General features: G+C 38.5%; 29 protein-coding genes and 2 pseudogenes. 16 read left to right on the plus strand and 15 right to left on the minus strand.

The window, feature by feature from the left end; all coding sequences use genetic code 11:
- From BLCOC_RS03310 to BLCOC_RS03355, 10 genes are all read left to right on the plus strand, one after another.
- Nucleotides 1-888, plus strand: coding sequence for an ABC transporter ATP-binding protein (locus tag BLCOC_RS03310; RefSeq protein WP_115624386.1), 888 nt, complete (start codon nt 1-3; stop codon nt 886-888).
- Nucleotides 885-1,637, plus strand: a complete 753-nt coding sequence (locus BLCOC_RS03315) for a hypothetical protein (RefSeq protein WP_115624387.1) — start codon at nt 885-887, stop codon at nt 1,635-1,637. The genes BLCOC_RS03310 and BLCOC_RS03315 overlap by 4 nt, the downstream gene beginning before the upstream one ends.
- A gap of 452 nt (nt 1,638-2,089) precedes the next feature.
- Nucleotides 2,090-2,452, plus strand: a complete 363-nt coding sequence (locus BLCOC_RS03320; RefSeq protein WP_165907347.1) for a helix-turn-helix domain-containing protein — start codon at nt 2,090-2,092, stop codon at nt 2,450-2,452.
- Nucleotides 2,453-2,827: 375 nt separating this feature from the next.
- A complete protein-coding gene (locus BLCOC_RS03325; RefSeq protein ID WP_165907348.1) occupies nt 2,828-3,253 on the plus strand; it encodes a sigma-70 family RNA polymerase sigma factor in 426 nt (141 codons plus the stop codon).
- Nucleotides 3,253-3,441, plus strand: a complete 189-nt coding sequence (locus BLCOC_RS03330) for a helix-turn-helix domain-containing protein (protein WP_115624390.1) — start codon at nt 3,253-3,255, stop codon at nt 3,439-3,441. Before BLCOC_RS03325 ends, BLCOC_RS03330 begins: the two co-directional genes overlap by 1 nt.
- A 212-nt stretch (nt 3,442-3,653) precedes the next feature.
- On the plus strand, nt 3,654-4,328 hold the full coding sequence (locus tag BLCOC_RS03335) for a recombinase family protein (RefSeq protein WP_115624391.1): 675 nt from the start codon (nt 3,654-3,656) through the stop codon (nt 4,326-4,328).
- A gap of 32 nt (nt 4,329-4,360) precedes the next feature.
- A complete protein-coding gene (locus BLCOC_RS03340) occupies nt 4,361-4,588 on the plus strand; it encodes a DUF5348 domain-containing protein (RefSeq protein WP_115624392.1) in 228 nt (75 codons plus the stop codon).
- 12 nt (nt 4,589-4,600) lie between these two features.
- Nucleotides 4,601-4,909: a hypothetical protein gene (locus tag BLCOC_RS03345; RefSeq protein ID WP_115624393.1), complete on the plus strand. Its 309-nt coding sequence runs from the start codon at nt 4,601-4,603 to the stop codon at nt 4,907-4,909.
- 180 nt (nt 4,910-5,089) lie between these two features.
- Nucleotides 5,090-5,944, plus strand: a complete 855-nt coding sequence (locus tag BLCOC_RS03350; RefSeq protein ID WP_115624394.1) for a KilA-N domain-containing protein — start codon at nt 5,090-5,092, stop codon at nt 5,942-5,944.
- Nucleotides 5,945-6,010: 66 nt separating this feature from the next.
- A complete protein-coding gene (locus tag BLCOC_RS03355; RefSeq protein ID WP_131918437.1) occupies nt 6,011-7,426 on the plus strand; it encodes a hypothetical protein in 1,416 nt (471 codons plus the stop codon).
- Between the two features lie 781 nt (nt 7,427-8,207).
- Here BLCOC_RS03355 and BLCOC_RS03360 read toward each other — a convergent pair.
- A pseudogene (locus BLCOC_RS03360) lies at nt 8,208-8,417 on the minus strand (transposase); the annotation flags it as partial.
- A 269-nt stretch (nt 8,418-8,686) separates the two neighbouring features.
- On the opposite strand from BLCOC_RS03360, the gene BLCOC_RS03365 reads away from it, so the two are divergent.
- The 5 genes from BLCOC_RS03365 (at nt 8,687) to BLCOC_RS03380 (ending at nt 13,716) form a co-directional block, all read left to right on the plus strand.
- A complete protein-coding gene (locus BLCOC_RS03365) occupies nt 8,687-9,973 on the plus strand; it encodes an IS110 family RNA-guided transposase (RefSeq protein WP_040198432.1) in 1,287 nt (428 codons plus the stop codon).
- 538 nt (nt 9,974-10,511) lie between these two features.
- Nucleotides 10,512-11,543, plus strand: a complete 1,032-nt coding sequence (locus tag BLCOC_RS03370; RefSeq protein ID WP_131918435.1) for a tyrosine-type recombinase/integrase — start codon at nt 10,512-10,514, stop codon at nt 11,541-11,543.
- 52 nt (nt 11,544-11,595) lie between these two features.
- Nucleotides 11,596-11,739, plus strand: coding sequence for a site-specific integrase (locus BLCOC_RS27720; RefSeq protein ID WP_115624397.1), 144 nt, complete (start codon nt 11,596-11,598; stop codon nt 11,737-11,739).
- The gene (locus BLCOC_RS03375) at nt 11,736-12,692 is read left to right on the plus strand and encodes a tyrosine-type recombinase/integrase (protein ID WP_115624398.1); all 957 of its coding nucleotides are present in this window, start codon (nt 11,736-11,738) and stop codon (nt 12,690-12,692) included. Before BLCOC_RS27720 ends, BLCOC_RS03375 begins: the two co-directional genes overlap by 4 nt.
- Nucleotides 12,685-13,716 carry a tyrosine-type recombinase/integrase gene (locus BLCOC_RS03380; protein WP_242999028.1) on the plus strand — a complete coding sequence of 344 codons (1,032 nt, stop codon included), beginning with the start codon at nt 12,685-12,687 and terminating at the stop codon, nt 13,714-13,716. Before BLCOC_RS03375 ends, BLCOC_RS03380 begins: the two co-directional genes overlap by 8 nt.
- Before the next feature lie 83 nt (nt 13,717-13,799).
- On the opposite strand, the pseudogene BLCOC_RS03385 reads toward BLCOC_RS03380, so the two are convergent.
- The 14 genes and pseudogenes from BLCOC_RS03385 to BLCOC_RS03445 form a co-directional block, all read right to left on the minus strand.
- Nucleotides 13,800-14,810 (minus strand): annotated as a pseudogene (locus BLCOC_RS03385) (IS256 family transposase); the annotation flags it as partial.
- A 155-nt stretch (nt 14,811-14,965) separates the two neighbouring features.
- On the minus strand, nt 14,966-15,361 hold the full coding sequence (locus BLCOC_RS03390; RefSeq protein WP_330412156.1) for an ATP-binding protein: 396 nt from the start codon (nt 15,359-15,361) through the stop codon (nt 14,966-14,968).
- A 36-nt stretch (nt 15,362-15,397) separates the two neighbouring features.
- Nucleotides 15,398-16,015 (minus strand): YkgJ family cysteine cluster protein, encoded by a 618-nt coding sequence (locus BLCOC_RS03395; protein WP_115624400.1) that lies wholly within the window; start codon nt 16,013-16,015, stop codon nt 15,398-15,400.
- Nucleotides 16,016-16,128: 113 nt separating this feature from the next.
- Nucleotides 16,129-16,365, minus strand: a complete 237-nt coding sequence (locus BLCOC_RS03400) for a hypothetical protein (protein WP_115624401.1) — start codon at nt 16,363-16,365, stop codon at nt 16,129-16,131.
- Between the two features lie 2 nt (nt 16,366-16,367).
- On the minus strand, nt 16,368-16,934 hold the full coding sequence (locus tag BLCOC_RS03405; protein WP_243125687.1) for a DUF3990 domain-containing protein: 567 nt from the start codon (nt 16,932-16,934) through the stop codon (nt 16,368-16,370).
- Nucleotides 16,843-17,049: a DUF3791 domain-containing protein gene (locus BLCOC_RS27870; RefSeq protein WP_465220629.1), complete on the minus strand. Its 207-nt coding sequence runs from the start codon at nt 17,047-17,049 to the stop codon at nt 16,843-16,845. The genes BLCOC_RS03405 and BLCOC_RS27870 overlap by 92 nt, the downstream gene beginning before the upstream one ends.
- A gap of 92 nt (nt 17,050-17,141) precedes the next feature.
- Nucleotides 17,142-17,459, minus strand: a complete 318-nt coding sequence (locus tag BLCOC_RS03410) for a hypothetical protein (RefSeq protein ID WP_115624402.1) — start codon at nt 17,457-17,459, stop codon at nt 17,142-17,144.
- Between the two features lie 113 nt (nt 17,460-17,572).
- Nucleotides 17,573-17,740 (minus strand): hypothetical protein, encoded by a 168-nt coding sequence (locus BLCOC_RS03415; protein WP_165907343.1) that lies wholly within the window; start codon nt 17,738-17,740, stop codon nt 17,573-17,575.
- Nucleotides 17,741-17,794: 54 nt separating this feature from the next.
- Nucleotides 17,795-19,777, minus strand: coding sequence for an NAD-dependent DNA ligase LigA (ligA, locus tag BLCOC_RS03420; RefSeq protein WP_115624403.1), 1,983 nt, complete (start codon nt 19,775-19,777; stop codon nt 17,795-17,797).
- A gap of 51 nt (nt 19,778-19,828) precedes the next feature.
- A complete protein-coding gene (locus tag BLCOC_RS03425) occupies nt 19,829-20,476 on the minus strand; it encodes a DUF5688 family protein (RefSeq protein WP_115624404.1) in 648 nt (215 codons plus the stop codon).
- Nucleotides 20,477-20,886: 410 nt separating this feature from the next.
- Nucleotides 20,887-21,372, minus strand: a complete 486-nt coding sequence (locus tag BLCOC_RS03430; protein WP_115624405.1) for an NADAR family protein — start codon at nt 21,370-21,372, stop codon at nt 20,887-20,889.
- Nucleotides 21,373-21,547: 175 nt separating this feature from the next.
- Nucleotides 21,548-21,769, minus strand: a complete 222-nt coding sequence (locus tag BLCOC_RS03435; protein WP_115624406.1) for a DUF4866 family protein — start codon at nt 21,767-21,769, stop codon at nt 21,548-21,550.
- 30 nt (nt 21,770-21,799) lie between these two features.
- The gene (locus BLCOC_RS03440) at nt 21,800-22,378 is read right to left on the minus strand and encodes a hypothetical protein (protein ID WP_115624407.1); all 579 of its coding nucleotides are present in this window, start codon (nt 22,376-22,378) and stop codon (nt 21,800-21,802) included.
- Nucleotides 22,379-22,792: 414 nt separating this feature from the next.
- Nucleotides 22,793-22,960, minus strand: coding sequence for a hypothetical protein (locus BLCOC_RS03445; protein WP_165907344.1), 168 nt, complete (start codon nt 22,958-22,960; stop codon nt 22,793-22,795).
- 260 nt (nt 22,961-23,220) lie between these two features.
- On the opposite strand from BLCOC_RS03445, the gene BLCOC_RS03450 reads away from it, so the two are divergent.
- A complete protein-coding gene (locus tag BLCOC_RS03450; RefSeq protein ID WP_115622538.1) occupies nt 23,221-24,396 on the plus strand; it encodes an IS110 family RNA-guided transposase in 1,176 nt (391 codons plus the stop codon).
- Nucleotides 24,397-24,580: the final 184 nt, after the last annotated feature.

Consider the following 24,580-nt stretch of genomic DNA (forward strand, 5'->3'; position numbering starts at 1 on the left):
ATGAATTATTTATTAGAGGTAAAAAATATTAATAAAAGGTTTGGTGACCATACCGTATTAGAAAATGTGTCTTTCCAAATCAGGCCAGGAGAGATTGTCGGGCTGGTAGGTAGAAACGGAATGGGAAAAACAACATTGATGAAATGCATTTTAGGGCTTATAAAGATAGACTCTGGAGAAATCTCTTTTAAAGGGAAAACAGGGTACCATACAGATAAAGCTATGATGGATGAGATTGGATATCTGTTGGACTGCAAGCTGTTCGAGAATTTGAATGCCTATGAAAATATTAAAATACAGGAATGGTACAAAGGTGAACGATATAGGAAAGAGGAAGAAAAAAAGGTGATTGAAGACATCCTGAATCTTGTAGATTTGAAAAATGACAAGAAAAAGGTGAAGCAGTATTCTTTCGGGATGAAACAGCGCCTGGGTCTTGCTTTGGCTTTGCTGGGAGATACAAAGCTCCTTATATTAGACGAGCCATTTGTTGGTTTGGATCCGGTTGGAATTCAAACAATCCGTGAGTTTATTCTCAAGGTAAGCAGGGAACGGAAGATGGCGGTTCTTATCTCTTCGCACCAGCTTTCAGAGATAGAAGACATCTGTGAGAGATATTTATTTATTTCGGACAGACAGCTTACGAATTATAAAAATGATGACCGAAAAAAGGTAGTGATTTATACAAAGAATCAAATTCCGAAAGAGATAAATAATATCCTGCCAGACATAGAGTGCAGTATGGATAATCAGACGTTAAGCTTTTGGTTTGATGAGCAACTATTTAATTCTGTAATGGAATATCTCGTAGAAAAGAAAGTCCGAATAAGAGATATTGAACTGCAGAAGATGACTTTAGATGTATTATTCAAGGGGGAAAGGGCATGAGAGAATTAATTCAGGTAGAATTATATAAAATGCACAAAAGGAGGTGCTTCTTGATAGTCCTTATTTTTAATGGGATTTCATTGCTGTATGGATTGGGCATTTTATTAAATTGGAGCTGGGTTTCCTTCAATGGAACCTTTGATCTTATCCAGTATATTGGTGCCATTTGGCAGCTTTTGTTTTTGATAGGTTTGCCCCTTATCTTTTTTATGTATATCGGTTCCAGTATACTTGGCGGTGAAAAATCAGATGGGCAGATACTGTTGGAAATTACCAGGGTGGCTGACCGTAAGAGACTGGTTATGGCAAAAACTTTTGCATCGGTGATTTTGGTTTTGTTTTATTTTGCGACGAATATTATGATATCGATCATCAGCTATGCTTGTCTGGTACGACAGACGGCGTATGTCACACCGGAATGGGTGATACTAGACAGGGATAACATAAATCTATTAATCACCTGCCTGTCTGGCTGCATTTATATAATCATTTCGGTTATTGTTACAATGTATGTGTCAATAAAATACGGTGCAGTGGCAGCTACAATCGCAGGAATCGCACTTTATGCGGCAATGTCAATGATAGCGAGGATTTCCGTTGTCCGTATGTGTGTACCGGGATATTTTGCATTGACTGCAGAGGCAAGCATAGGGGCAGGAAGTATTGTGCAGCAAATCCTTTGGTTTGGAATAATCATACTGGTGTTTCTACATTTGATGAAGAAAAAGATTAGTGGTATAGATTTATAGTTAACAAGTTGAATAGAAAGTCCTAACAACTTTATAGAAGGGGATGAACTAGAGTATTGGTATACAGTGAGGAACTGGAACCCTTGATCTTTTTCGTTATTTTAAAAATATCAGGGTATAGAAGAGCATATTGTACATGATAGTTTATAAATATTTAATAAATAAAAGAAATCTTTAGGAGACAAATGAGAGGAAAGTCAGAAAAGCGCGAATTGAGCATAAGTCTTTGGGGAATTGTTAGAGATACAGATTCCAAAGGATAAGTTTATCACTTAATTATATGGTAAAATATACCATTATTTCCAATTACCTAATAAATGGTTTCGGGGTAAAATCTTCATATATGGGGAATAGTTACGTCTGATTTTATTGGAGAAATATTCCTGCATAGTCAATTATCAAAAGTAATTTTAAAAGTTAAAATACTTATGATGGCAAATAAGGAGATACATATGAAGGAAGAATATTGGTGGATTGCAGATATGATTAAGCGGCTTAGACTTGAACGTGGACTGACCCAGGAGGAACTTGCGGAGTTGGCAGATATATCGGTATCACATTTAAGCAAGATAGAAGCCCACATTCGTATAGCAGGTATGGAGACATACTTACGCATTATGAAAAGCTTGGATGCACCGAAAGGAGAGCAGCTATTGAAGCTTGCTCCGGTTTCAGAACGCCGCATGTTGCGCCAGAGATTTTGGTATCTGATAGAAGACTGCAACACAAAAGAGATGAGGGCGTTGTTGAAATCAATGGAAGGTGTAAAAAAGGGTTTGAGAGAAATAAATATCAGTATTAAAGATGACTCCTGATTTTGAAAAATTCTTTGAAAAGTAGGTATGCGAAGATGTTGCCATCCTGATTCAGAGACAGGAGGTTTTTTGGGTTTCAAGGTGTAGTCTTCAGTGCTGCAACCCCACCAAGGCTTTCCAGTATTGTGAAGATGTGAGGTGATGAAAATATGGAATGTAAAAAACATGCGTATAGTTTATCTACCACAAATAGCATTCGCTTAGGGCTGTATGCCTTTGAAATCAAAATTAGCGGTCTTGTACAAAGAGGCTGAATCGGGCTATGTTGGATTCGGTCTCTTGTTTTTTTATTTATATGAATCAGTTAAATTTTGTCGGTGCCGCTCACCGCCCTGTGCATTATTTCAGGATAATAAAAGATTCTGGAGGGTACAAATGAGCGATGCATATACAAGAAGCAAAGTCGAAAATACTTTCGCAGCCTATTTGGTCCGTTCCCTGGAACTGTTTCGGAAAAAATATTTGTATAAAAAGGAAAGGCGGGTGATTAACGAAAGCTACTTAGAGGAATTAGCGGGTAACGAACCAAGTATCCTTTTTGAAGAACAGGTGGATAGCTTTTGCAGGGAAAACATGCAAGATGCTGGCTGGAATGCTGTTTGGGATAGTTTAGAGGATGATAGGTTAATCCGTTCTATCCGGAGACTCAGTGAAGAAGAACGCGAAGTTATTTATCTAAGAGTATTTGAGGAGCGGCCATTTAAAGAAATAAGTGATTGCACCGGTAAACCACTTGGACGGGTGAATGATATTTACTACTATGCAATCCGCAAAATCAAGGGGTGGATGGGAGGCAGGTAATGGATTTTGCTACGCTATTAGAGCAGGCGCAAAATGGAGATCGAGAAGCGGAGCTTGTCATTATTCAGATGTATAAGCCTCTGATTATCAAAGAGGCACTGGTTTATGGAGTTTTCGATGAAGATCTCTACCAGGAACTGATTGAACGGACGATTCTATGCATCCGGCGTTACCAGGAACCAAAATAACCGGTCATAGTTGCGGCAGTCTCTTCAGTGGAGGCTGCCGTTTTCTTTGCGCTTTTTGGCTCTTAAATCGTAACTATAGATATACCAAAAAGTATACTTTCTGGGCATTGGCAATCAGTAGCACTATTTTGTCCCGAAATGTCAGGTGGAAAACTTTTGGTATATCCCATTTTAGATGTGGACAATTCGGTACGATTTAGGGAGGAATGTGAATGAGTTACTACGGATATCACAGGACCAGCTCCAAAGAGCAACATTTAGACAGGGGGATTATTGAGATCCGGCAATACTGTGAGGAGCATCAGTTGCCGCTCACTAATATTTTTACAGATAAGCAGACGGGAAAGAATTTCAACCGACCCCGTTATACTGTTTTGGTAGAAGATGTACTCCGCCCAGAGGATGTTTTGATTGTTACAGAGCTGGATCGGCTCGGCAGGAATAAGAACGACATCCTAAAACAGCTGCAGCGTTTGAGAGATATGGAAGTGCGGGTGATGGTCCTGGAACTGCCAACAACACTGATGGATATTTCCAAAATGGAAAATACCTTGGCGAAACTGATGCTGGAGACAATCAATAATATGATGCTGGAACTTTATGCTTCTATGGCACAGGCGGAAATGGAGAAAAAAGAGAAGCGTCAGCGGGAAGGCATTGAGGCGAAAAAACTGCGTGGGGAATGGGACGATTATGGCAGACCCGCAGCCATTGATACTGATACATTCAATCAGCAATTTGAGCGGGTTATCAGAAAAGAGATTGGTCCTACAGCACTGCGGCGGGAGCTGAATCTTTCGCACACCACGTTTTATCGGTATCGGGATGAATACTATAAAACACATCCCAACGTTGCTGAAGAAGGAAGGCAGGAGAATTTTAAATAAATTATGGAAGAAATTATGAGGAGGATTTTTATATGAGAGATGCAAGGGAAGGGGTATTGGTTTACAATACTGAAATCCAAAGGTTCGATATCCGTTTTGGTTTGGAAGAATACTATGGTGGTCTGCATTGTGGCGAGTGTTTTGAGATTCAGGCAAAGGGGATATGGATTCCTGTACGCATAGAGCTAAGTTATCCGGATGAGTGGTATCTGGTGGGATTACCTCATATAGATTTGAACGGGCTGCAGGTTAGGATTTAGGAGGCATTATATATGGAAGCAATACAGAAAAAGAACTATATAAAACCTTTAGTACCAGGAGTGACAGACCTTGAAATTATGCTGGAATGTTTGCATGAGGTATATGAATCCGAGGGTAATTTGTTACAATCTGGCATATCCTTACGTTCCACTATGGCTTATCCATTTATCAAAATGATAGAATCACAGTGCCAAGGACTTCCGGCAAAAGAAATTCATCGGCTTCTATGGAGTAAATATTTGGCGGAAAAAGAAAGAACTGCATTTATTAAATTGTCTGAAAATCAGTTGACGGAATACAGGAAAAGAGCTGTAGTATAATGATTATATCCAAAATTAAAAAGGCTTGCAGAAACGACGGCTATGAAATTATAGTGGTTTCCAGAGGGGCATGATACATGATATAATGTGCATAAAGACAAATTAGAAGTTGTAAATGCATAAAATAAAGAATTAAAATACGATACAGGAACTACGTCTGAAATAATGAGGAAAAAAGATATGACAAAGAACAGAATAATTACAGTCCAAAATGTACCTATCGCTGTTTCTGCTGAAGAGTTGGATGATTATATCTGCATTACTAATATAGCGGGAGCTAAATCAGACCAGTCAAGAGCAGCAGATATTATTAGAAACTGGCTAAGGAACCGAACAACCTTAGAATACTTGTCAGTATGGGAGCAATTATATAATCCAAATTTTAAAGTGTTCGAATCTGAACACTTTAAAAAGCAAGCAGGATTACTTACATTCACGCCCAGCATATCAGAATGGGTAGAACAGACCGGGGCAATTGGATTATATGTAAAACGTGGCAAATATGGTGGAACATATGCCCATAAAGATATTGCATTTGAGTTTGCCAGCGCAATAAGCCCCACATTTAAATTATATCTAATTAAAGAGTTTCAAAGATTAAAAGAGGAAGAAAATGATAAAAAGCAGATTGAGTGGGATGCAAAAAGATTTTTATCTAAGAATAATTATCTGATCCAGACTGACGCTGTAAAAAATTACTTAATTCCACAAAATACTTACAAAGAAAACTTGGAATGGCTGGTTTATGCGGAGGAGGCGGATATTTTGAATGTGGCTCTCTTCGGGTTTACAGCAAAGGCATGGAGAGAAGCAAATCCTGAGCTGGCAGGTAAAAATAATGTCCGGGATTACGCCACCGTTAATGAATTAACTGTTTTATCAAATTTAGAAACACATAATGCACATATGATACGGGAAGGAAAGGATAAAAAGGAACGATTTAAAGTATTAAAAGAAATAGCTGAATATCAACTTGGAATTTTAAATGCAGCAGAACATATCAAAACAAATGATGAAAGTAAACATATTACCTGATTATATATCTAGTGTACTAACCAGATAGGAATTATTAATCGGGTTTTAAATAAGGAGTAAATGGTAGTGGGAGATGAAGGACAATTTAGATTTACAAATGGTACAGCTGTGGAGAAGGATTTAGGATCTGATAGAAAAAATGCTGTTGTTAACCATGAATTTGTACACAGTCAATTATATTCAATGACAACATACGGTCAAATTGTTTTAATGCTTGAGAAAAATTCATGGTTACATAACAGAAGTAAAGAATTTCTAGAGGTTTTATTTAAATATATAAGAAGAATGCAAGAGAGAACGGCTGTAAATGTTGAGATTATATATGAGTGCATTGATAATGGACTCAAAGCATATAATGACGCAATAGAAAAGTTGAAAAGCAGAAATAGAACCTATTATAATTATTTTAGAAAATTATGTTGTATTAATTGTAAGATTAATTCAGAAGATGAAGCAGAAATGATGCAGGGTGTAATAATAACCATAGCAAGGATTGCACTAAATGTAAATCCTGAGTTGATTCCTTTGAATGAAATAAATGATGCAAAACGCTTGAAAATATATTTTGATAATCCGGAGAACAGTTCATTAATATCACCTAATAAGAGATTTGATATTTTGGTTAATTATTTATTCAGGGAAAATGATAATAATAGTGATATTGAAAGTGTAATAAAGGGGAGCATAGATTTTGAGAAGATGGATGATTTTGATTATATACATAAAGTGGCTTTTCAAAAGGTATCAAATATTTTAAGTGATTCACAAATTTCATCTAGACTTATAGCAAGAATAACTACTATTGGAGTAATGAAAATTAAAATAGAGGAAGGAGGCGAATATTTAACCGCTAAACCAGCTCAAATTAATGTTAATAAAGAAATAACTATTAAACCAGTGGAGAATAAGAAGAAACTATATGAGTTGTTAAACAAACAGGATTATAAAGAGTTGTTTGTGCTTCATACTATCGGAGGATTTGAAGAGATACACGTAGTCTGTGTTTATGGACAAATAGGTGTGAAGAAGATGGTGTACCCACTTTATATAACAAATGAAGAGGATTTCTACAATATAATATCAAATACCGTGTGTAAGATGGTTTTTTATAAGACAAAGCTTATGGACAAAGAAGCCAAAAGAATTCGTAAGATGGTTAGACAATTACCTATATATATTTTTGAGGATACTCCAATAATAAATATAATTCAGTTTATTAAAAGTTTTTTCTTTAAGGGCAGATTTGGATTTATAGAATATGAAAATTATTATATATTTGCTGTAAGCAAAAAGAGTATAATATTATTTGCAGATGTTTTTAAGGAAGCTAAGAGTGTATTAATAAATGAGCTGTGTGCCAACGGTCTCAGTTATACAGAAAATGCAGATGAAATTTGCAATATAAACGAAGTAATAAGATTAAATAGAATTTGCAATGAGTATGAAGTTAATAGATTAGAAGATGCAAAATTTGAAAAATAAAATTCCAGTTTGAGAGACAGACAAATTAGAAGGTGCAGAGGAGAAAATGTTATGGGAAATAAAATAACTGTGATTTTATACTATATAGCTTCCGTGTTATTTTACATGGTTTCTGCTTCTAAGTTTTTCAATTCAGGCTTTTACATCTGCTGTAGTTTGGCTGTGTTTAGGCTCTGCTTGCCTTTGTTTTGGGGCAAGTGCCCAAAGCAAGCATAAGAGGTCTGATGATGAAGACATTTCCAACAAGAAGTAATCTATCAAATGGATAACTTATTGTATAAAATACAAGCGCATAATTTCTCACACGGACAGCGTAATCCGATTGCGGGCAGAAATATGAGGTATTGTGCGCAGTTCAACAGTGTACCTGTAATAAGAGAAAAACGTCAAACTCTCATAAATGTTATATTGACGGTTCGTGATAGTTATAATCAGATGCGGATGTATTTATCAAAGGAGGGCGTAAAAAATTCTGTGTCTACGGAAAATAAATTTTCCTGATAAGAATTAGATATGTATAAGATATTTGTCGATAGCTGTTTTTTTGCTGTGTCGATTTTTTTTTCTAATTATAGTATTCCCAGATTTATACTGTTTATACGTTTTTTTCTATTTTTTTGCATTACAATCAGGACATTAGCAGTGATTGTTAAAAACGTGGGCGCTGCCCACACCCGGCCTCTGGAATAAGAGTGGGGATTTTTGGCAATACTGCTAATGCCGAAGGAATAAGGCCGGGACGGTCAATACATGTATGCGCTGCCGTTCCGGCTCTTTTTTCTTATAGATACTGGCTGAGCCTTTCTCCATAAAGAACAATCAGCTGGTTCAGTACCTGGTCCCAGTTACGGTATCTCTGGGTCCATTTTTTTATCACATTTTCACTTGCAAGATACAGCATTTTTTCCAGCGCTGTATCACTTGGGAACACACTTTTTGTTTTTGTCACTTTCCGGTACTGCCGGTTTAAACCCTCTATTATATTTGTCGTGCTATGCCGATATCGGCATAGCACGACTTATACCGATAAAAAAACTATGCCGGTATTTTTCTGAAATCCAAGCAATCAAAAGGATGGCAGAAAAAATTATCGGCATAGTTTTTTTATATAATGTATCATCCTCTTAAAGGAGCTTCCTGTATAATTCAAATATAGGGAATTCCAAGAAAGAAGGTTGAGAAAAAAATACCTCAGTGTAAAATAAGATTACTGACTTTGGCGGTTAGTATAAAATCTTATTAAACAGAGAGGTATCTAAAATGAATTGTAACACACAGAACACAAAAATTGCATCCATAACTGAAAAAACTTTGATCGTTGGTATTGATGTCGGAAGCGAAACGCACTATGCGAGAGCATTTGACTGGAGAAATTTCGAGTTTACCAGAAAACCTTTGATTTTCAGCAATACACAAGCAGGGTTCCTTACATTTAAGGCATGGATCGAGGAAATACAAGAAAAGAATGGTAAAACCGCTGTAATTCCCGGAATGGAGCCAACAGGACACTATTGGTTCGCTTTAGGAAAGTTCCTGCAGGACAACGGAATGAAACCTGTGCATGTAAATCCCCATCATGTCAAGAAATCCAAGGAACTGGATGATAACAATCCTAATAAAAATGACCGCAAAGATCCAAAGACGATTGCCGCACTGGTGAATGAGGGACGTTTTTCCTACCCTTATATACCAACCGGGATTTATGCAGAGATGAGAAGCTTATCCAATCTACGCTTCCAGACACAGGAGGAAGTTACCCGGATCAAGAACCGCATTGCCAGATGGTTTGCCATTTACTTTCCTGAATACAAAGACGTTTATAGGGATTTAAAGGCAGTCAGCGGGCGGATGATACTGAAGGCAGCGCCGCTGCCGGAGGACATCGGGAAGTTGGGCGTGGAAGGTGTAAACCAGATCTGGAGAGACGCAAAGCTGAGAGGGGCTGGAATGAAGAGGGCAAAGACCCTGGTATCAGCTGCAGAGCACAGCGTAGGCAGTAAGGAAGCACCGGAGGCAGCGAGAATGGAACTGAAAAATCTGCTGGACGACATGGATGTATATACATCAAGACTGGAAGAACTGGTGCAAAAGATAGAAGGTAAGCTGAAAGAAATACCATATATAGATAAGCTGCTGGAGATCAAAGGGATCGGTATGGTGACAGTAAGTGGATTTATTGCAGAGGTGGGCGACATTAGACGTTTTGACAACCCCAAACAGCTGCAAAAGCTTGCAGGCTATGCGATCGTGGCGAACGATTCAGGCAAGCATAATGGAGAGAGCCGTATCAGCTACCGAGGAAGAAAACGACTGAGATATGTACTGTATGAAGCGGCGATATCACTAGTCGGAAAGAATGCGGAATTTCGAGAGATCCATGAATACTATCGGACGAGAAAAGAGAATCCGCTGAAAAAGATGCAGTCAGTAGTGGCAGTGGCATGTAAGGTGATCAGGGTGTTTTATACGATCCTGACAAAAGGAGTCGATTATGACGCTGCAAGGCTGCTGGGTGATATCAAGCATCCGCAGATGCAGACAGCATAACGAAACCAAACGATCCAAGTACTAAAAGCACTGCTCTGTCATGGTTGGATTGAACTTTCAAAGAGGATTGAAAGCTGAATCCAGCTATGACAGAAAAGCTGGAAATATCAGGGATGGACCGGAAAAACGTCCACCGAAAGGTGCCGGTACAGGAAGGATATTAACAGGTCAGTAAGACTTAAAATAAAGAATGAGCCAGTAGTCGGCAGAAATAAATACCATAGGGCAAGACCCTGCAAAGGAGCTAAGCTGACACCCTGGATATGGGCAGGCAGAACGAAGGAAGTTAGGACTCACACCGACAGGTGGGATGATCCTGGTAGACACGGGAGGTAAGCTGCCATAGATGGAGGGGCATACACAAGGCCATATAAAGCGGAATAATGAGACGTTTTATTTTGTATGCCCAAAATCAGCTATTTTCGTACCAGATACACAGAAATACCCATCTTCACGGCTCATTCATCTGAGATATGTAACTAAAAATTCCTTGAAAAATAAGGAAAAAACACTTGACTATATAGGGAGGTGCATTATCATGCCAAAAGAAACTAAGTTAGAAGAAGTTTTACGCAGCACATTAGAATCGTTAAAGGAAAAAGACTATAGTATCGAAACACTTCTGCGATATCAGGGAAAATTCCACGTTCTTATTTCAATCGCACAAAAAAAGGGGATTACAGAACCAACAGAGGAATTATTTCAAGAATACCTCGGTAATAACAAAAACAAGTATACTGGAAAGTATTCGCTTCTTAAAGAGCGTGAACGAATTAGGGTAATAAATCTTATAAAATCCTATATCACTAATGGCGAGGTAGATATCTCAAGGAAAAAGGGGGAGTCCGCCAGTGACAGGATACAAGCAGAATCCTTTAAGAATGAACTTAACTGCTTCATTATGCTCTTAAAAGAAGACCTGCTCCAGCCTAATACTATCTGTACCTATAAAAGGATCGTCTCTTATCTATTAATCTATTGTGAAGAAAAATCATACTGCTCCGTTAACAAGATGGTCTCTGGTGATATCAGGGGATTTATCTTATACCTATATGGACACGGCTATTTTAAACCGAATACTATTACAAGTGCCCTGTCAGGTCTCAAAAGATTTCTTTCCCTCTATCCAGATATAAAACACCTTATAATGGAGCTTCCGACCAGGCTTCCACGTGAACGCAGGATAATAGAAATATATAATAGTCTGGAAACAGATGCCATAAATGAAATACTATCGGATGGCAGCCTTACCAAACGTAATAAAGCCATTTGTTTATTGCTGCTGGAAACAGGGCTTAGGGCCGTAGATGTCTGTAATATCAAGCTTTCCGATATTGATTGGGACAAAGATATCATCTATATAAAACAGCAGAAGACGGGAATAGCATTAAATATCCCGCTCCGTAATTCTTATGGCAATACCATCGTTGACTATCTATTAAATGAGCGCCCTGGATGTAATTCCGAACATCTTTTTGTCAGGGAACTGGCACCATTCACACGCTTAAGCGGAGAAGGCTCCTCTATCAGGGAGATACTTATAAAAAGAGGCATTAGCCGGTATATCTAGGGACAACAGGGTTACTGGAAGCCGGACAACAAGGCACAATGCAGCTTCCGTCATGCTAAGGTCCGGAGTCCCTATGCCAAATATCTCTGCTGTCCTTGGACATACCGACCCGAATACTGTGTCTGTTTATCTATCTACAGACGAGGCCGCAATGGCCGCTTGTACGTTACCGCTTCCTAGAGGAGGGCACAAATGAATAAAACACTATCCGATTTATTAAACGAGTTTATAGAATATAAAATCCAGAATGGGTATGCCTATACCACTGCAAAATATCATCTGAATAAATACCTTGTTTTCTCAACCAGCCATGCCCCTGATGAAAGCATTCCCAGCAAAGATACTGTAAATACCTTTTTAAACAGATATGCGGATACGCCGGGGAACCTATATAATATAGCCGCTTCCCTCCGGGAATTCTCAAGGTATCTTATTGGTTTAGCATACACGTCTGCATATATCATTCCTCCGGGAAAAGTATCTTTGCCAATGCCTGTTCAACCATATTTATTTACAGAGGATGAGCTGGATGCTTTTTTCGATGTATGCGACAGTATAAAGTACGACTGTCATGTCCCTAAAAGACATATGGTGCTGCCAGCAATGTATCGGTTACTCTACTGCTGCGGCCTTAGATGCAAAGAAGTGCGGGTTCTGCAAAGTGAAAATGTACACCTGGCAGAAAACTACATAGATATCCTCCAATCAAAAGGCCCAAAGAGCAGACGGATTTTTATTTCACAGGAATTGTCTGAATATTTCGGGAGCTATGACAGGAGTATGAATGCTGCTTTTCCAGGCCGGCTGTTCTTCTTTCCTTCCCGGAAAGATAGCCCTTACAGTGCAGATGGATTTCAGAAAAATTTCCTAAAAATCTGGTATACAGCTTTTCCGGAAAAGAAATGCGATGGTGTGAGCATAAGGGCTTATGATGTCAGGCATCATTTTGCCTATGCAAACATGAACCGCTGGCTTCAGGAGGGCAAGGACATAAATGTAATGCTGCCATATTTAATGAAATACATGGGACATCAGGAAATAGAAAATACCCTTTATTATTTCCACCTTGTCCCTGATATTTATGATGCAATCGTAAAGAAATCATCCTTGTTTGAGGGGTTATTACCGGAGGTGAATACGTGTGAGTAAGAAAGTAACCGCAGATAAAGACAGTTCTTTCTTCTGGAATAGTGCGTCAGAATACCTGAACAATGAACTTCCAAATATCCGTAAAAAAAGTTTAAATACGGTAGAAGCTTACCGCCGGTCGCTAAATAGATATATTGATTTCCTGGAGGAAGGGAAACAGGTGAAAAGAGTGGATATATGCTATCAAGATTTTAACAAAAGCAACCTGAAAGATTATCTGTTATTTATGAAGGATTGCCAGCACCTGAGCGAAAAGACATGTAACCTACGGCTGACTGCAATCAGGTCATTGCTCGCTTATGCATCTGAAGAATCAACGGATATGACTGCCATCTATGTAAATGCAAAAATGGTAAAAGGGCTCACTGTTTCAGGAAAGGCAATCGAATACTTTGAGGATGGGCAGACCAAGGCACTTCTTAAAGCACCACCTGTTGAAACAAAGATTGGCCGGAGAAACCAGATGATCATGGTACTCGGTTATGATGCGGGATTACGTGTCAGTGAACTTATAGGATTGACACTATCATCACTCCATCTTGATGCAGAAGTCCCATATGTAACGATACTGGGAAAAGGTGTAAAGTATAGGAATGTGCCACTGATGGGCAAGACCATAGAACATCTGACGGCATACCTAAAAGAATTCCATACCATACAAAAAATGGATATGCCTTTGTTTTATGCAACAACACATGGGGTGAGGCATCCGCTTTCAGATGATACGATGCAAAATTTATTGAAGAAATATGCGGATATAAGCAGGAATACGATTAAGATGCCTGAAGAAATTCATTTTCATATGCTAAGAAAAACAAGGGCAATGGACTTGTATCAGGCCGGATGTCCCTTATCATATATTCAGCAGCTACTGGGGCATGAAAATATCTCAACTACTAGCGGATTCTATGCGTTTGCAACCTTGAAAACATTAGCTGATGCTATTGAAAAGGCCAATCCCTCGGGAGCGGACGAAAAGAAATGGAAAGATGAGTCAGTACTAAAACAACTTTATAAGCTATAAAAACTATGCCGATATCTTATCTGTCATCCCTTTTGGTTTTCAGGATTTCAGAAAAATACCGGCATAGTTTTTTTATCGGTATAAGTCGTGTACATGATACGCCGGATGTCTCCGGAAAACTGGAAGAAAGAGCTGACATCCTCCCAGTTGTTTTCCCAGTTACTGATCGCATAGGGGTATTTCTTTCCCCATTTCTCCTTTATGGTTTCCAGTTCAGAGAGTGCGGACGCTTCATTTGGGGCATTATACACTGCCTTAAGATCGGAAGAAAACTTCTTCAGGTCATTGTAGTTCACATATTTAAAAGAATTGCGCAGCATGTGGATCACACACCTCTGTATCTCAGCCTGTGGATAGACAGCCTGGATCGCTTCTTTAAAGCCCGGGAGCCCATCCACACAGAAAAACAATACATCCCTTACACCCCGGTTTTTCAGATCATTCAGCATACCAAGCCAAAACTTACTGGTTTCATTTGCCCCAACGGTAATGCTCAGGATGTCTTTATATCCCTCCACCGTCACGCCAAGCACTACATATGCCGCCCGGCTCAAAATCCTGCCGTCCTCCCGTACTTTGTAATGGATGCAGTCCATGAAGACAAATGGATATATGGGGTTCAGCGGGCGTGACTGCCATTCCTTGACTTCAGGAAGTATTTTATCCGTGATCTTGCTGACCATCTCCGCTGACATTTCAATGCCATAGAGGTCCTGGAGCTGGTCATGGATATCCCTTGTGCTCATACCGCGGCCATAAAGAGAGATCACCTTTTCCTCTATGCCAGAGATGTCGCGCTGATATTTAGGTATGAGTTTCGGCTCAAATTCCCCTTTGCGGTCCCTGGGAATATCTACCTGGAATTCTCCATACTGGCTTTTGAGAGTCTTTGGAGAATGTCCATTTCTCTTGTTGTCAGTAAGCAGCTCCCCTTTTTGGTTTTTCTCATATCCAAGTGTGGCATCCAGCTCAGCTTCCATAAGCTCCTGAAGAATATCCTTAAAACTGTCTTTCAGGAGTGCATATACATCTGCAACGCTGTTAATGTTGTTTTCTGAAATAATCTGTCGTATTTGTTCCTTTGCTACTGGCATAAAAAATACTCCTTTTCGATAAGAATTGTCATATCTTAATTCTTACCCAAAAGGAGCCATTTTTTACCAAAGACACAAACTAATTTACACTACCTATCAAAGAAGGAACTACTTAAACAAGCAGTTCCTAGAGCTTTATACTATTTAAAACTAAATTATTCCAAAAGGTAAATTGGCAAGGTTTCTATCTTTCCATCCACACCGCCTATCGTATCACCTTTCAGGTAGAGCAGTCGGTCTGCTTTTCCCTGTTCCAGTGCTTTTAGGGAAGTGGTGGCTATTCCTTTCCCGGATTTTGCCTCAATCAGGTACCGGGTGCTTGATTGCAGGCTTTGTGCCACAAAGTCAATCTCTTCGCCTTTAAAGGTTGCAAAGGCTGGCGTCTTAAAAGCAATTTCTGCCGGAAAATCCAGCTGTTTTTTGAGATTGATATACACGTAATTTTCATTGAGTATACCCATAAGGGTACGGGAATTTGTTCCCACACGGGTAAAATAGTAGTTCGCCACTTCCAAATCCTTAAAGTAACAGCCCAGTGTCCTTATCTTCATCGTAAGTGCTTAAATTTTAGGTATGATAGAAAAAATTTAAGCACTTACGTACAGTAAGCCAAAGACAATATCCCATAGATCCTGCATGATTTTTTCATTAAACTCTTTTTCTGCTCTTTGCAAAAGTGGTGTAAGTTTTGATATCACTTGGCTGCATTTAACGAAGAAAGTGTCCTCCAGAGAGATTCCAAATTTATAGAGCCATTCACGTGCAGTATGTGTTTCTGTATCATCGCCGCATTCTGGGTTGACGAAAAGATATTCAATCTTCTGCTTCCTGCCATCGGTTCCCTCTGGATTAAGATTTAACATTCTTCCGATGGGAAACATGGCGCAGACAACGGGTTTACTATCATGAATGGAACATTTATTGTCCTTCAATAAAACACACTGTTGTAAAAGTCCTACAGTTTTTAATCTTACGATAGGAAGCCTGGAGTCTCTACCTATGGAGGCAAGACCATACTTTTTAACAGTTTCTTCAGGGGTAAGACCCTGGCTTTTAGAAATATTAAAAATATCTTTGCCTGTTATTAAAATTGCCTCTTTATTTCGATTGAAACAGCATTTCCCGCATTGCGTGCAATGAAACTTAAATGGTTCGTCTACTCCGATTTTCATTTTCATATATTCGTCAATCTCGTTTCTGTTCATAAATATCCTCCTAGTATTTCATGTATGCTGCTCTGCGATACATAGTAATTCATTTGCAAAAAGTCACAGGTGTCTTTCAATACCTGATCAGTTCGGGTGGGCTATTATTCAAACTAATGTTTCGGACTATACTCTTCAAAATAGCAGTCTGCTATATATTCAGCTGATTCGGCCCAGAGTGTGTTTTCTATATCATGCAAAACCGTATAAGTTTTAGAATTATAAAATGCATATGCGGCGTCAGGAAAATTCATCCCGGTGGTGTTCATAATAATATTAATCACATCACGAATTTGGATGCACATATTCATGGTGATATCCTTGCCATAGAAAAAATATTTTCTAAACATACTTAAACCTCCTTGCAGTTTTCAAAGAAAAGATGCTTTAAGGCTTTTTCAGTATGAAAAGATACTTGATTACTAAACTTGTTATAACGAAGCTTGTAGGCTGCTTCGTATGCTTCTAAAGTTCCTGAGATATAAAGTTGAACTGTGTCCATCATATTGTTATCAACAACTGGTCCTATAACGACATCATAAGAGTGCTGGATGTCGTCTTTTGTACGATTATCTTTCATAAATTCCAACCAGTCTGTATCTAGTTCAGTGAAGTGTTTGATTTTCAGTTCTCCGGACTCATGGAAAATGTATTGGTAAACATATTGCTTCCCGGAGAAGTTTCGTATATACATACGCTTTGCCCATTCGGCAGCCTGCTCCTCCGAAATAGTGCAATAAAATCCTCGTCCGAAATCTCTTCGATTGCGGGATTTAGAAAGAGAAATTTTGTCAAAAGCGATATTCGAACCATGATACAATATATGCCTAAAAGCAGTTCCTTCTATAAATTGTGTCCACAAATTGATTGGTTTGGTCGAAATCCAACTGTAGTTCGTGCTGTAAAGGTATTTTTTCAAAAACCTGATTTTTCTGGAATAGCTGAATAGCCTCTGCTCCAGTAAGTCCATGAGACGCGGCGTAACTTTCCAGTGTTTGAATAAACAGTTTTTCTGTATCAGATTGAATACTCATAGAAATGTCATCCTCCAATATTTTTATTAAAAAGTATTTTATCTTCCTGACTATACTGGCAGATAGATCTGCCAATACAGTCAGTGAATTATTTAATCCAGATATTCAAGTGCATAGTGTAAAAATCGCTCATATTCTGTTTCTTTCCAATCATCGCTTATCATTTTCAGCAGAGCTAAAAAAATAGCGGTTTTGACAGAGGGCACATGGCGGTTGTTGAGCAAAGTAACTAAAGCAAACTCATGCTCGTTTTTCTGGATTTGCTCGGTTATTACATTATGTATAGCTTGGACTGTTATTTCCTCTTCTTGATTTTGATTATTGAATATAATCTGGAAATATCCAGGACATGCTATCATCCATTCTATGACCTGGTTTATTTGTAAGGTTCCGTTTTCAGTTTTTCGCATGATAAACTCCTTTATCTAGTTGGTATATAAGTCATTTATGGTATGGGACTGCTTTGCGGAATCTGTTAAAATTCCTGCTGTTTTCAGTGTACTGAGTAAGTGGTGCAGGGATTTTAATTCTCTTCGGATTCAAATTCTTTTATAACGATTTCAAAATCACAGCCAGTTTTATCTGATCTTAGAATGATGGAGTTATCGTCACCATCTAAAATTTTAAAACCGCATATATTTGATTCGATGCAGTCTATGATATCCAGCACATCATCAGTGTCTTTTTTCATCGATTTCTCCTTTCTGCATAAAAAACGTGCACCATTATTAAAGTTTGAAAACACTTACGCAATCATTTGAAGAAATTCATCTTCAGTAAGGATTTTTATTCCCAGATTCTGTGCTTTGGACAGCTTGCTTCCGGCTTTTTCACCAGCAATCAAATAGTCCGTTTTTTTAGAGACAGAATTGCTTGGTTTGGCTCCAAGCTCGAGGATTTTTGTGTTAATCTGGTCACGTGTAAAGTGTTCCAGTTTCCCTGTTGCAACGATGATTTTTCCTGTAAAGATAGTCTTTTCTTTCATAATATTTTGTTCCTTTCTTTCTTCAAATGTCATTTCAGTCTGTAATTCTCGCCATAATTTCAGGTTTCGTTCATCTGCAAACCATATATGGAGGAAATTGTTAGATGCACAGCCGATTCCTTCAATCTGTGTGAAGTCATACCCATGTAAAACTGCAGTTTCAAATGCGTTCAAGTCACTGTCGAAATGCGTATTCAGAATTTCACTTATGGTACGCCCGATAAGAGGAATATCCATTGCCACCAGATAGCGTGTAAATGTAGTATTTCGACTGTCATTAATAGATTTTTCCAGTTTTGTGTACGAAGCCTTCCTAAATCCATCCATCTGAATAATTTCATCTTTGTAGCGATCCAGATGATAAATATCCTGGAAGGATTTTATCCAGCCTTTTTCCAGAAATTTTTCCAATGTGGCAGAAGAGAGCCCCTGAATATTCATGGCTTTCTTTTCCACAAAATGTACCATGTTCCGCAGCTGTTGAGTTTCGCATGCTGGGTTATCACAGTGCAGTGTTTCAACCAGATGTCCATCTTGTGATTTACGTGTATAAATCCGGGTCTTATGACCACAGCAGGAACAAAAGGCAGGAATAGATTCCTGATAATTGCCACGGTCCAGATTATCTTCTATGTGAGGGATAATCATGTTGCGTTTTGACACTAAGATGCGACATCCCGGAACCAATTCTAAATTTTTTATAAAGGAAAGATTGTGCAGAGAAGCTCTTGACACTTCGCAGCCATCAATATTGACTGTATCGAAAATTGCTACAGGAGATATGATACCGGACCGGGTTGGTGTCCATAAGATTTTACGCAGTACAGTTACATACGTTTCATCCTCAAACTTATATGCAATCCCATCTTTATAGAAGCGTCCGGTACGTCCACAGCTTTCTGAGTAGGAAATACTGTCATAACTTGCAACAATACCGTCTATTGGAAGGTGCTGCTGTTCAGAAAGTTCCTGGAGACTCTGGATATCATTTTTTAAATCCGATATTTGATAGTGCGGGTTTTCCACAAATATGTAAGGGCACAAATCAAATCCTAACTGTTGAAGTTCCGATAATCGGAAGTGTTTAGAATCCTTACAATCAGAAGATTCATCCAGCCCTTCCAAGACTTTGAAAGCCAGAAAGTGTACATGGCGTTTAGCGCAGGTTTCCGGATTCAGACAGCGCACAGAGCCAGAGGCTAAATTTCTGGTATTACTATATTTCTTTCCGGTACTGTCAAGCAGAGTATCTTTGAGCAATTCAAAATCACTGTTTAGAATAAGCGCTTCACCACTGAGGCGGAGTTTTTTCTGGTACGGAATGGAGAGAGGGACGTTTTTAAAAGCAGGGATATTATGAGTGATGTCCTCACCTATCATCCCATCTCCTCTGGTACATGCTTGCACCAGTCGTCCATTCTCATAGTCAAGTTCCACAGTCAGTCCGTCCAACTTCAGCATAAGGAGTATCGCATGATTACCAATAAAATGATACAGCCTTTCTGTCTGTTTAGTCTTATCCAGTGACAGGAGAGGGGTCTTCAGTTTTACTTTCCCCAGTTCACTGACGGGCATATACCCGACACTTTGCGTGGGAGAATCGGATAATACAATTCCACTCTTCTTTTCAAGTTGTTCCAGCTCCTCAAATTTTTTGTCGTATTCATAATCCGATACGTTTGGGGAATCTGAGTTGTAATATGCATTTCTCTGGATGTTAAGCCAGGATACTAATTTTTTCATTGCTTTTATTTGTGATATCAATTGTTTTCTCCTTTTCTGTGTAATGTAAGGTTACGGAATTAACAGCTTGCCAAGACTCCGATCGTAATAATATGGATGGTCAGACAGACGCTCATCGGGGGCAACCAACTTTTCATTTACAAAGCAAATCGTTTCACGAAAGTAATCTTTATCCTTAGTGCCGTCATCAGGAAGAATAAGTAATTCATGGATACTGCTGGGAATTATAAAATAATTCTTTTTCAGTAGACCCCTGATTAGATGTAGAACACCATCATAAAGTATGGACGTTGCACCAAAACAACGTGTTTCATTAGAGAGAATAAAACAAGGTAGATAATTCTCATTATCCTGTAATGATATTTCATCAGAATGTTCCTCTATCATAGAGTCCATTGACTCAAATGAGAGTGGAAACAGATTTGGGGTGTTTTTCTGTGCACAAGCCATAAGAGCTTTGGTATCTACATCCCATACCCGAAGCAAATCATTATTAATGGGAATACTTAAAAGTCCATCGTCTGTTATATCTAATGCAATGAAAAAGATAATTGCCAGATCAAGGTAAGGCATGTAGGGACGACCCGAAAATTCAGTTGCATTTTTAGACACTAACTTATACAGAATTTGGTCTTTTACATCATCAAAATCAGTAAAGTGTGTCAAAGGGTTCTTTAATTTAGTTGTTTCAAGATTCATGATTTTTTTCTCCTTTCTTTGTTAAGCTGTGTATCCGTTGGATTCTCCATTTTCCCTCCTTTCGTGTTTAGGCACAAAAAAAGAGAATGGACACAATAGCGTTCATTCTCTCATTGCTGCAATAAATGCAAAATAAAAATGCCAGAGGTTCTGCATGGGCAGAATTATCCTCTGACATAAATACAAACCTAAACTGCATGTGAAATATCCAATCCGGATTACACAAATAATAATTACATCTTCAGTATAACACTATATGTTGTGGTAGTCAAATGAAAAAAACGCTGTATAGTGTACATATATCTTCTGTCATACACCATCAGTAAAGATGCTGGTCACTTCTATATTATAGTAGGGTATAGAGGTTAAGAGTTTACTTCGGATATATGCTTATGGGTATGCTTAAGGAATTATCCCAGTTCTGTATTCAGCTTACTACGAATATCCATGAGGATGTTTCCTAAATGATTTTCACCGAAACCGTCAACACAACCCCAAAACCGGTCGCCCCATGTATTATCTTCAATCAATACTGAATCGCCCGTCGCAAGCAGTGCCTGCAACAGATTAGGATGCTGAAGGAATTTTGCAAAGCATATTTCGTACATATACCTTATTTTTACCTGATTCCAGTCTGGACGCAGTGTTAACTTACGTCCCAGTTGTTTTGCGACTGCAGGATTAGATAAGTGAGACATATAAAAATTTTGCTGTTCTTTTGTGTATATGGTTTTCTGTGCCTGAAAGGCAGCTTCATTGTTCGCATATCTGTGTCCCCGATAGGTTATTGGGGCATGATAAAAGTTACTGAGAAAAGCATATTTTCCTCGAAACTCAGTAATTGCTGGTATTCGTCTTAAATCAATGCATTGTATAGTTGTTTTACATTTTATCATTGTCAGTATACCTCCATAAAATATTGATTTTTGTGCCCCTTCCAATTTGTCGCAGTCACTTTTGTAAATAGGTGAAAGATAATTTCTCACATTAGGGCCTGGAAGGAGACCGCCGGCTTTATTTGTAAGAAAAAGCACCTCCATGCCATCCCAACCGTCAATTTAATACGTGCATTTACCAGTTTCCTGTCATAAGTGAAATCAGAGAGTCGGTAGACCATCCGCAGATTGCGACTAATACAGCTTCTGTGTCCTTTTCTAAGAGTGCCTTGCAGAGTTGGTAGCCTATTTTATCCAGGGGTTCATCATCTGTTGAGAGATGGTCAAATAATGTCTGTGCAAAATATTCGCAGGTTTCTGGATTCTCCATGATTTTCCTCAAACTTAGTTCGTTCATTTTTACAGCGCCTCCAATTAATAATACAGTTTAGATTCCATAAGGATTTTCAAAGGAATGAATATAAATATCCTGTTCTTCTAAGAGCATTTTCAGTTCATCAAAGGAGCTGGCATCATATCCTAGTCTCCCAAAGGTATCCAATATTTCTTGGCTTGAGCTGAAGAGAGACCAGTCTTCTAATACTTCACACACTTTGTTCCCTAAAGGAGTTAATTCGTTTTCATCGTTAATGCTGAGCATATATTCTTCAGGAAAAAAGCGCCCCTCTGTATCTGTATTAAAGTAGATACCTACTCCGGGCTCAATACTCCTACATACGAATGAGACCTTATAATGGCTTGCAATCGTTCGATACGCATCATAGAGAGGAGACCATGCGGTGCTTAATTCCAAAAGTATTCCGTCTATATTGCGTTCTTTGTAAGTCACCGTTCCATAAAGGCAGATACCGGTAGTTGGAATCCCTTTACATTGAAATAAACGGCCTATCCAAGCATCAGTAGGAGAAGTATTAATTGAGGCTTCAATATCTTCCCAAAGGTTTTGCAATCCTTCGGGATTGCTGTCTGAATAAAAATAAAGATCATCGCTACATATATTTGCCATTATTCACCTCCCCCCAATCCCATAATCTCATATGTGTAATTATGTTGATTGAGAATACTTTTAATTTTAAAATTTCCAATAATATTTATCTCCTTTCTTTAAATTCATGTGTGCATCCGTTGGATTTTCCCGTTTCCCTCCTTTCGTGTTTCGGCACAAAAAAAGAGAATGGACACAATAGCGTTCATTCTCTCATTGCTGCAATAAATGCAAAATATAAAATGCCAGAGATTCTGTCATGGGCAGAATTATCCTCTGACATAATTACAAACCTAAACTGCATGTGAAATATCCGATTCGGATTACACAAATAATGATTACATTTTTAGTATACCACCATATGTTGTGTTGGTCAAACGGAAAATGCCATATATAGCACATGCGGGGATGCAGAAAATCTGTTCCATAAGGGAACTATTTATCTGATTCTTCAGGTAATCTTTTCAATATTTTACACTCATGGATATAGTTCCCTGCTTTGAGTTCAACAATCTCACCTTCAACATATTCTTTTGGCGAGTGGATCCGGATTTCTTCATTCCTGGTCAGGTCATATGCAGCGTAACCAATGTTTTCAGACATATTATCAACTCCTACTATTATATAAAGTCATAGTCTTTCTTTACCTTTTCTACAGGTTTGACTATGCTATTTTAAGATACTGTGGATTGGTTATCACCTCCTACCACTTGATGGTTTAAAAAAGGCTCCAACCACAGTCTCTTTGTTTATTTGTTAATCAGTTAGTTACCGCATGACGGTTTATCAAGAAGTAGGTTACGATTGCAAGGAGCCCTGTGGATCTTAAGACAGTATCAATACTTTATATCAGGAGGTCCTATATGATTTACGTAGGAATTGATGTCGCAAAAGATAAGCATGATTGCTTTATCACAAACTCTGATGGCGAAGTCCTTTTCAAGGCTTTTACCATCAAAAACAATCTCGATGGGTTCGACGAGCTTTATCAGAAAATAGAATCCGTTATGGAAGATGCTTCTAAAGTAAAAGTAGGCCTAGAAGCCACTGGACACTATAGTTACAATCTTCTCGGATATCTGCTTGATAAAGGTCTGGCCACCTTTGTTATCAACCCGTTACATACTAATCTGTACAGAAAAAGTCTAAGCCTTAGACAGACGAAAACGGATAAAGTTGATGCCCATACAATTGCTTCTATGCTAATGTCTGACGTGAACTTAAAGTCCTACTCAGACACATCGTATCACAACGAAGAGCTTAAGTCACTTACTCGCTATCGTTTTGATAAAGTTAAAGAACGCGCGAAGCTTAAAACATCTATATCCCGTCTTGTATGTATCCTTTTCCCTGAGTTAGAAAAGCTTGTTCCAACACTTCATCAGAATTCTGTTTATGAGTTACTCTACGAATTTCCTGGTGCAAAACAGGTAGCTAATGCACATCTCACAAGACTTTCAAATCTTCTTGAAACCGCATCTAAAGGCCACTACACAAAAGAAACCTCTATCGCTTTTAGAGAGGCTGCAAGAACCTCTATCGGTTCAAATATGCCAGCTAAATCGCTTGAATTAAAGCACACCATTAAGCTCATTAGAGAGCTAGATTCTGAAATCGAAGAGATTGAAAACGAGATTAAAGTCATCATGGATGAAATCAATTCTCCAATCCTTAGCATTCCTGGAATCAGCTATCGAATGGGTGCCATGATTATTGCTGAAATAGGTGACTTTAGCCAATTCGACTCTCCAGATAAGATCCTTGCTTATGCAGGAATGTCGCCTTCTACCTATCAATCCGGCCAGTTAGATAACTGTTATGCCAGAATGGAAAAACGTGGTTCTAGATACCTTAGATATGCTCTGTTTAATGCAACCGCATATGTTTGTCTATGGGATCCAACCTACAAGGCTTATCTTGCCAAGAAACGAGCTGAAGGCAAGCATTACTATGTTGCAATGTCTCACGCGACCAAGAAACTAGTTCGGCTAATTTATCATCTCGAACGCACTGGACAGCAATACCAAAAAGCAATCTAATTCTTCCAACATCATATCTTCTTGTCAGAGCATCATACTCGATGCTCTATTTGTCATGCAATTTTCAAGGTACTGATTGCGATGAATAAGTCATCGCCACTATACTCAAAACATCTCTGTTTTTGAAACTATTTATTGACTTTCTTTAATAGTTAGTCTTATTTTATGATATAAAAATTATATC

The sequence above is a fragment of the Blautia coccoides genome, assembly GCF_034355335.1.
Lineage (GTDB): Bacteria > Bacillota > Clostridia > Lachnospirales > Lachnospiraceae > Blautia > Blautia producta.

Excerpts from the sequence above, each read along its gene's own strand:
- BLCOC_RS03415 (WP_165907343.1), bottom strand. The coding sequence starts at position 17,740 with ATGAAAAAAGACACTGATGATGTGCTGGATATCATAGACTGCATCGAA.
- BLCOC_RS03370 (WP_131918435.1), top strand. The coding sequence starts at position 10,512 with ATGCCAAAAGAAACTAAGTTAGAAGAAGTTTTACGCAGCACATTAGAA.
- BLCOC_RS03390 (WP_330412156.1), bottom strand. The coding sequence starts at position 15,361 with ATGAAGATAAGGACACTGGGCTGTTACTTTAAGGATTTGGAAGTGGCG.
- BLCOC_RS03375 (WP_115624398.1), top strand. The coding sequence starts at position 11,736 with ATGAATAAAACACTATCCGATTTATTAAACGAGTTTATAGAATATAAA.
- BLCOC_RS03310 (WP_115624386.1), top strand. The coding sequence starts at position 1 with ATGAATTATTTATTAGAGGTAAAAAATATTAATAAAAGGTTTGGTGAC.
- BLCOC_RS03410 (WP_115624402.1), bottom strand. The coding sequence starts at position 17,459 with ATGCGAAAAACTGAAAACGGAACCTTACAAATAAACCAGGTCATAGAA.
- BLCOC_RS03345 (WP_115624393.1), top strand. The coding sequence starts at position 4,601 with ATGGAAGCAATACAGAAAAAGAACTATATAAAACCTTTAGTACCAGGA.
- BLCOC_RS03325 (WP_165907348.1), top strand. The coding sequence starts at position 2,828 with ATGAGCGATGCATATACAAGAAGCAAAGTCGAAAATACTTTCGCAGCC.
- BLCOC_RS03435 (WP_115624406.1), bottom strand. The coding sequence starts at position 21,769 with ATGAACGAACTAAGTTTGAGGAAAATCATGGAGAATCCAGAAACCTGC.
- BLCOC_RS27870 (WP_465220629.1), bottom strand. The coding sequence starts at position 17,049 with ATGAGTATTCAATCTGATACAGAAAAACTGTTTATTCAAACACTGGAA.
- BLCOC_RS03365 (WP_040198432.1), top strand. The coding sequence starts at position 8,687 with ATGAATTGTAACACACAGAACACAAAAATTGCATCCATAACTGAAAAA.
- BLCOC_RS03330 (WP_115624390.1), top strand. The coding sequence starts at position 3,253 with ATGGATTTTGCTACGCTATTAGAGCAGGCGCAAAATGGAGATCGAGAA.
- BLCOC_RS03315 (WP_115624387.1), top strand. The coding sequence starts at position 885 with ATGAGAGAATTAATTCAGGTAGAATTATATAAAATGCACAAAAGGAGG.
- ligA (WP_115624403.1), bottom strand. The coding sequence starts at position 19,777 with ATGAAAAAATTAGTATCCTGGCTTAACATCCAGAGAAATGCATATTAC.
- BLCOC_RS03320 (WP_165907347.1), top strand. The coding sequence starts at position 2,090 with ATGAAGGAAGAATATTGGTGGATTGCAGATATGATTAAGCGGCTTAGA.
- BLCOC_RS03430 (WP_115624405.1), bottom strand. The coding sequence starts at position 21,372 with ATGATAAAATGTAAAACAACTATACAATGCATTGATTTAAGACGAATA.
- BLCOC_RS03350 (WP_115624394.1), top strand. The coding sequence starts at position 5,090 with ATGACAAAGAACAGAATAATTACAGTCCAAAATGTACCTATCGCTGTT.
- BLCOC_RS03425 (WP_115624404.1), bottom strand. The coding sequence starts at position 20,476 with ATGAATCTTGAAACAACTAAATTAAAGAACCCTTTGACACACTTTACT.
- BLCOC_RS03335 (WP_115624391.1), top strand. The coding sequence starts at position 3,654 with ATGAGTTACTACGGATATCACAGGACCAGCTCCAAAGAGCAACATTTA.
- BLCOC_RS03395 (WP_115624400.1), bottom strand. The coding sequence starts at position 16,015 with ATGAACAGAAACGAGATTGACGAATATATGAAAATGAAAATCGGAGTA.
- BLCOC_RS27720 (WP_115624397.1), top strand. The coding sequence starts at position 11,596 with ATGCTAAGGTCCGGAGTCCCTATGCCAAATATCTCTGCTGTCCTTGGA.
- BLCOC_RS03440 (WP_115624407.1), bottom strand. The coding sequence starts at position 22,378 with ATGGCAAATATATGTAGCGATGATCTTTATTTTTATTCAGACAGCAAT.
- BLCOC_RS03445 (WP_165907344.1), bottom strand. The coding sequence starts at position 22,960 with ATGTCTGAAAACATTGGTTACGCTGCATATGACCTGACCAGGAATGAA.
- BLCOC_RS03450 (WP_115622538.1), top strand. The coding sequence starts at position 23,221 with ATGATTTACGTAGGAATTGATGTCGCAAAAGATAAGCATGATTGCTTT.
- BLCOC_RS03340 (WP_115624392.1), top strand. The coding sequence starts at position 4,361 with ATGAGAGATGCAAGGGAAGGGGTATTGGTTTACAATACTGAAATCCAA.
- BLCOC_RS03400 (WP_115624401.1), bottom strand. The coding sequence starts at position 16,365 with ATGTTTAGAAAATATTTTTTCTATGGCAAGGATATCACCATGAATATG.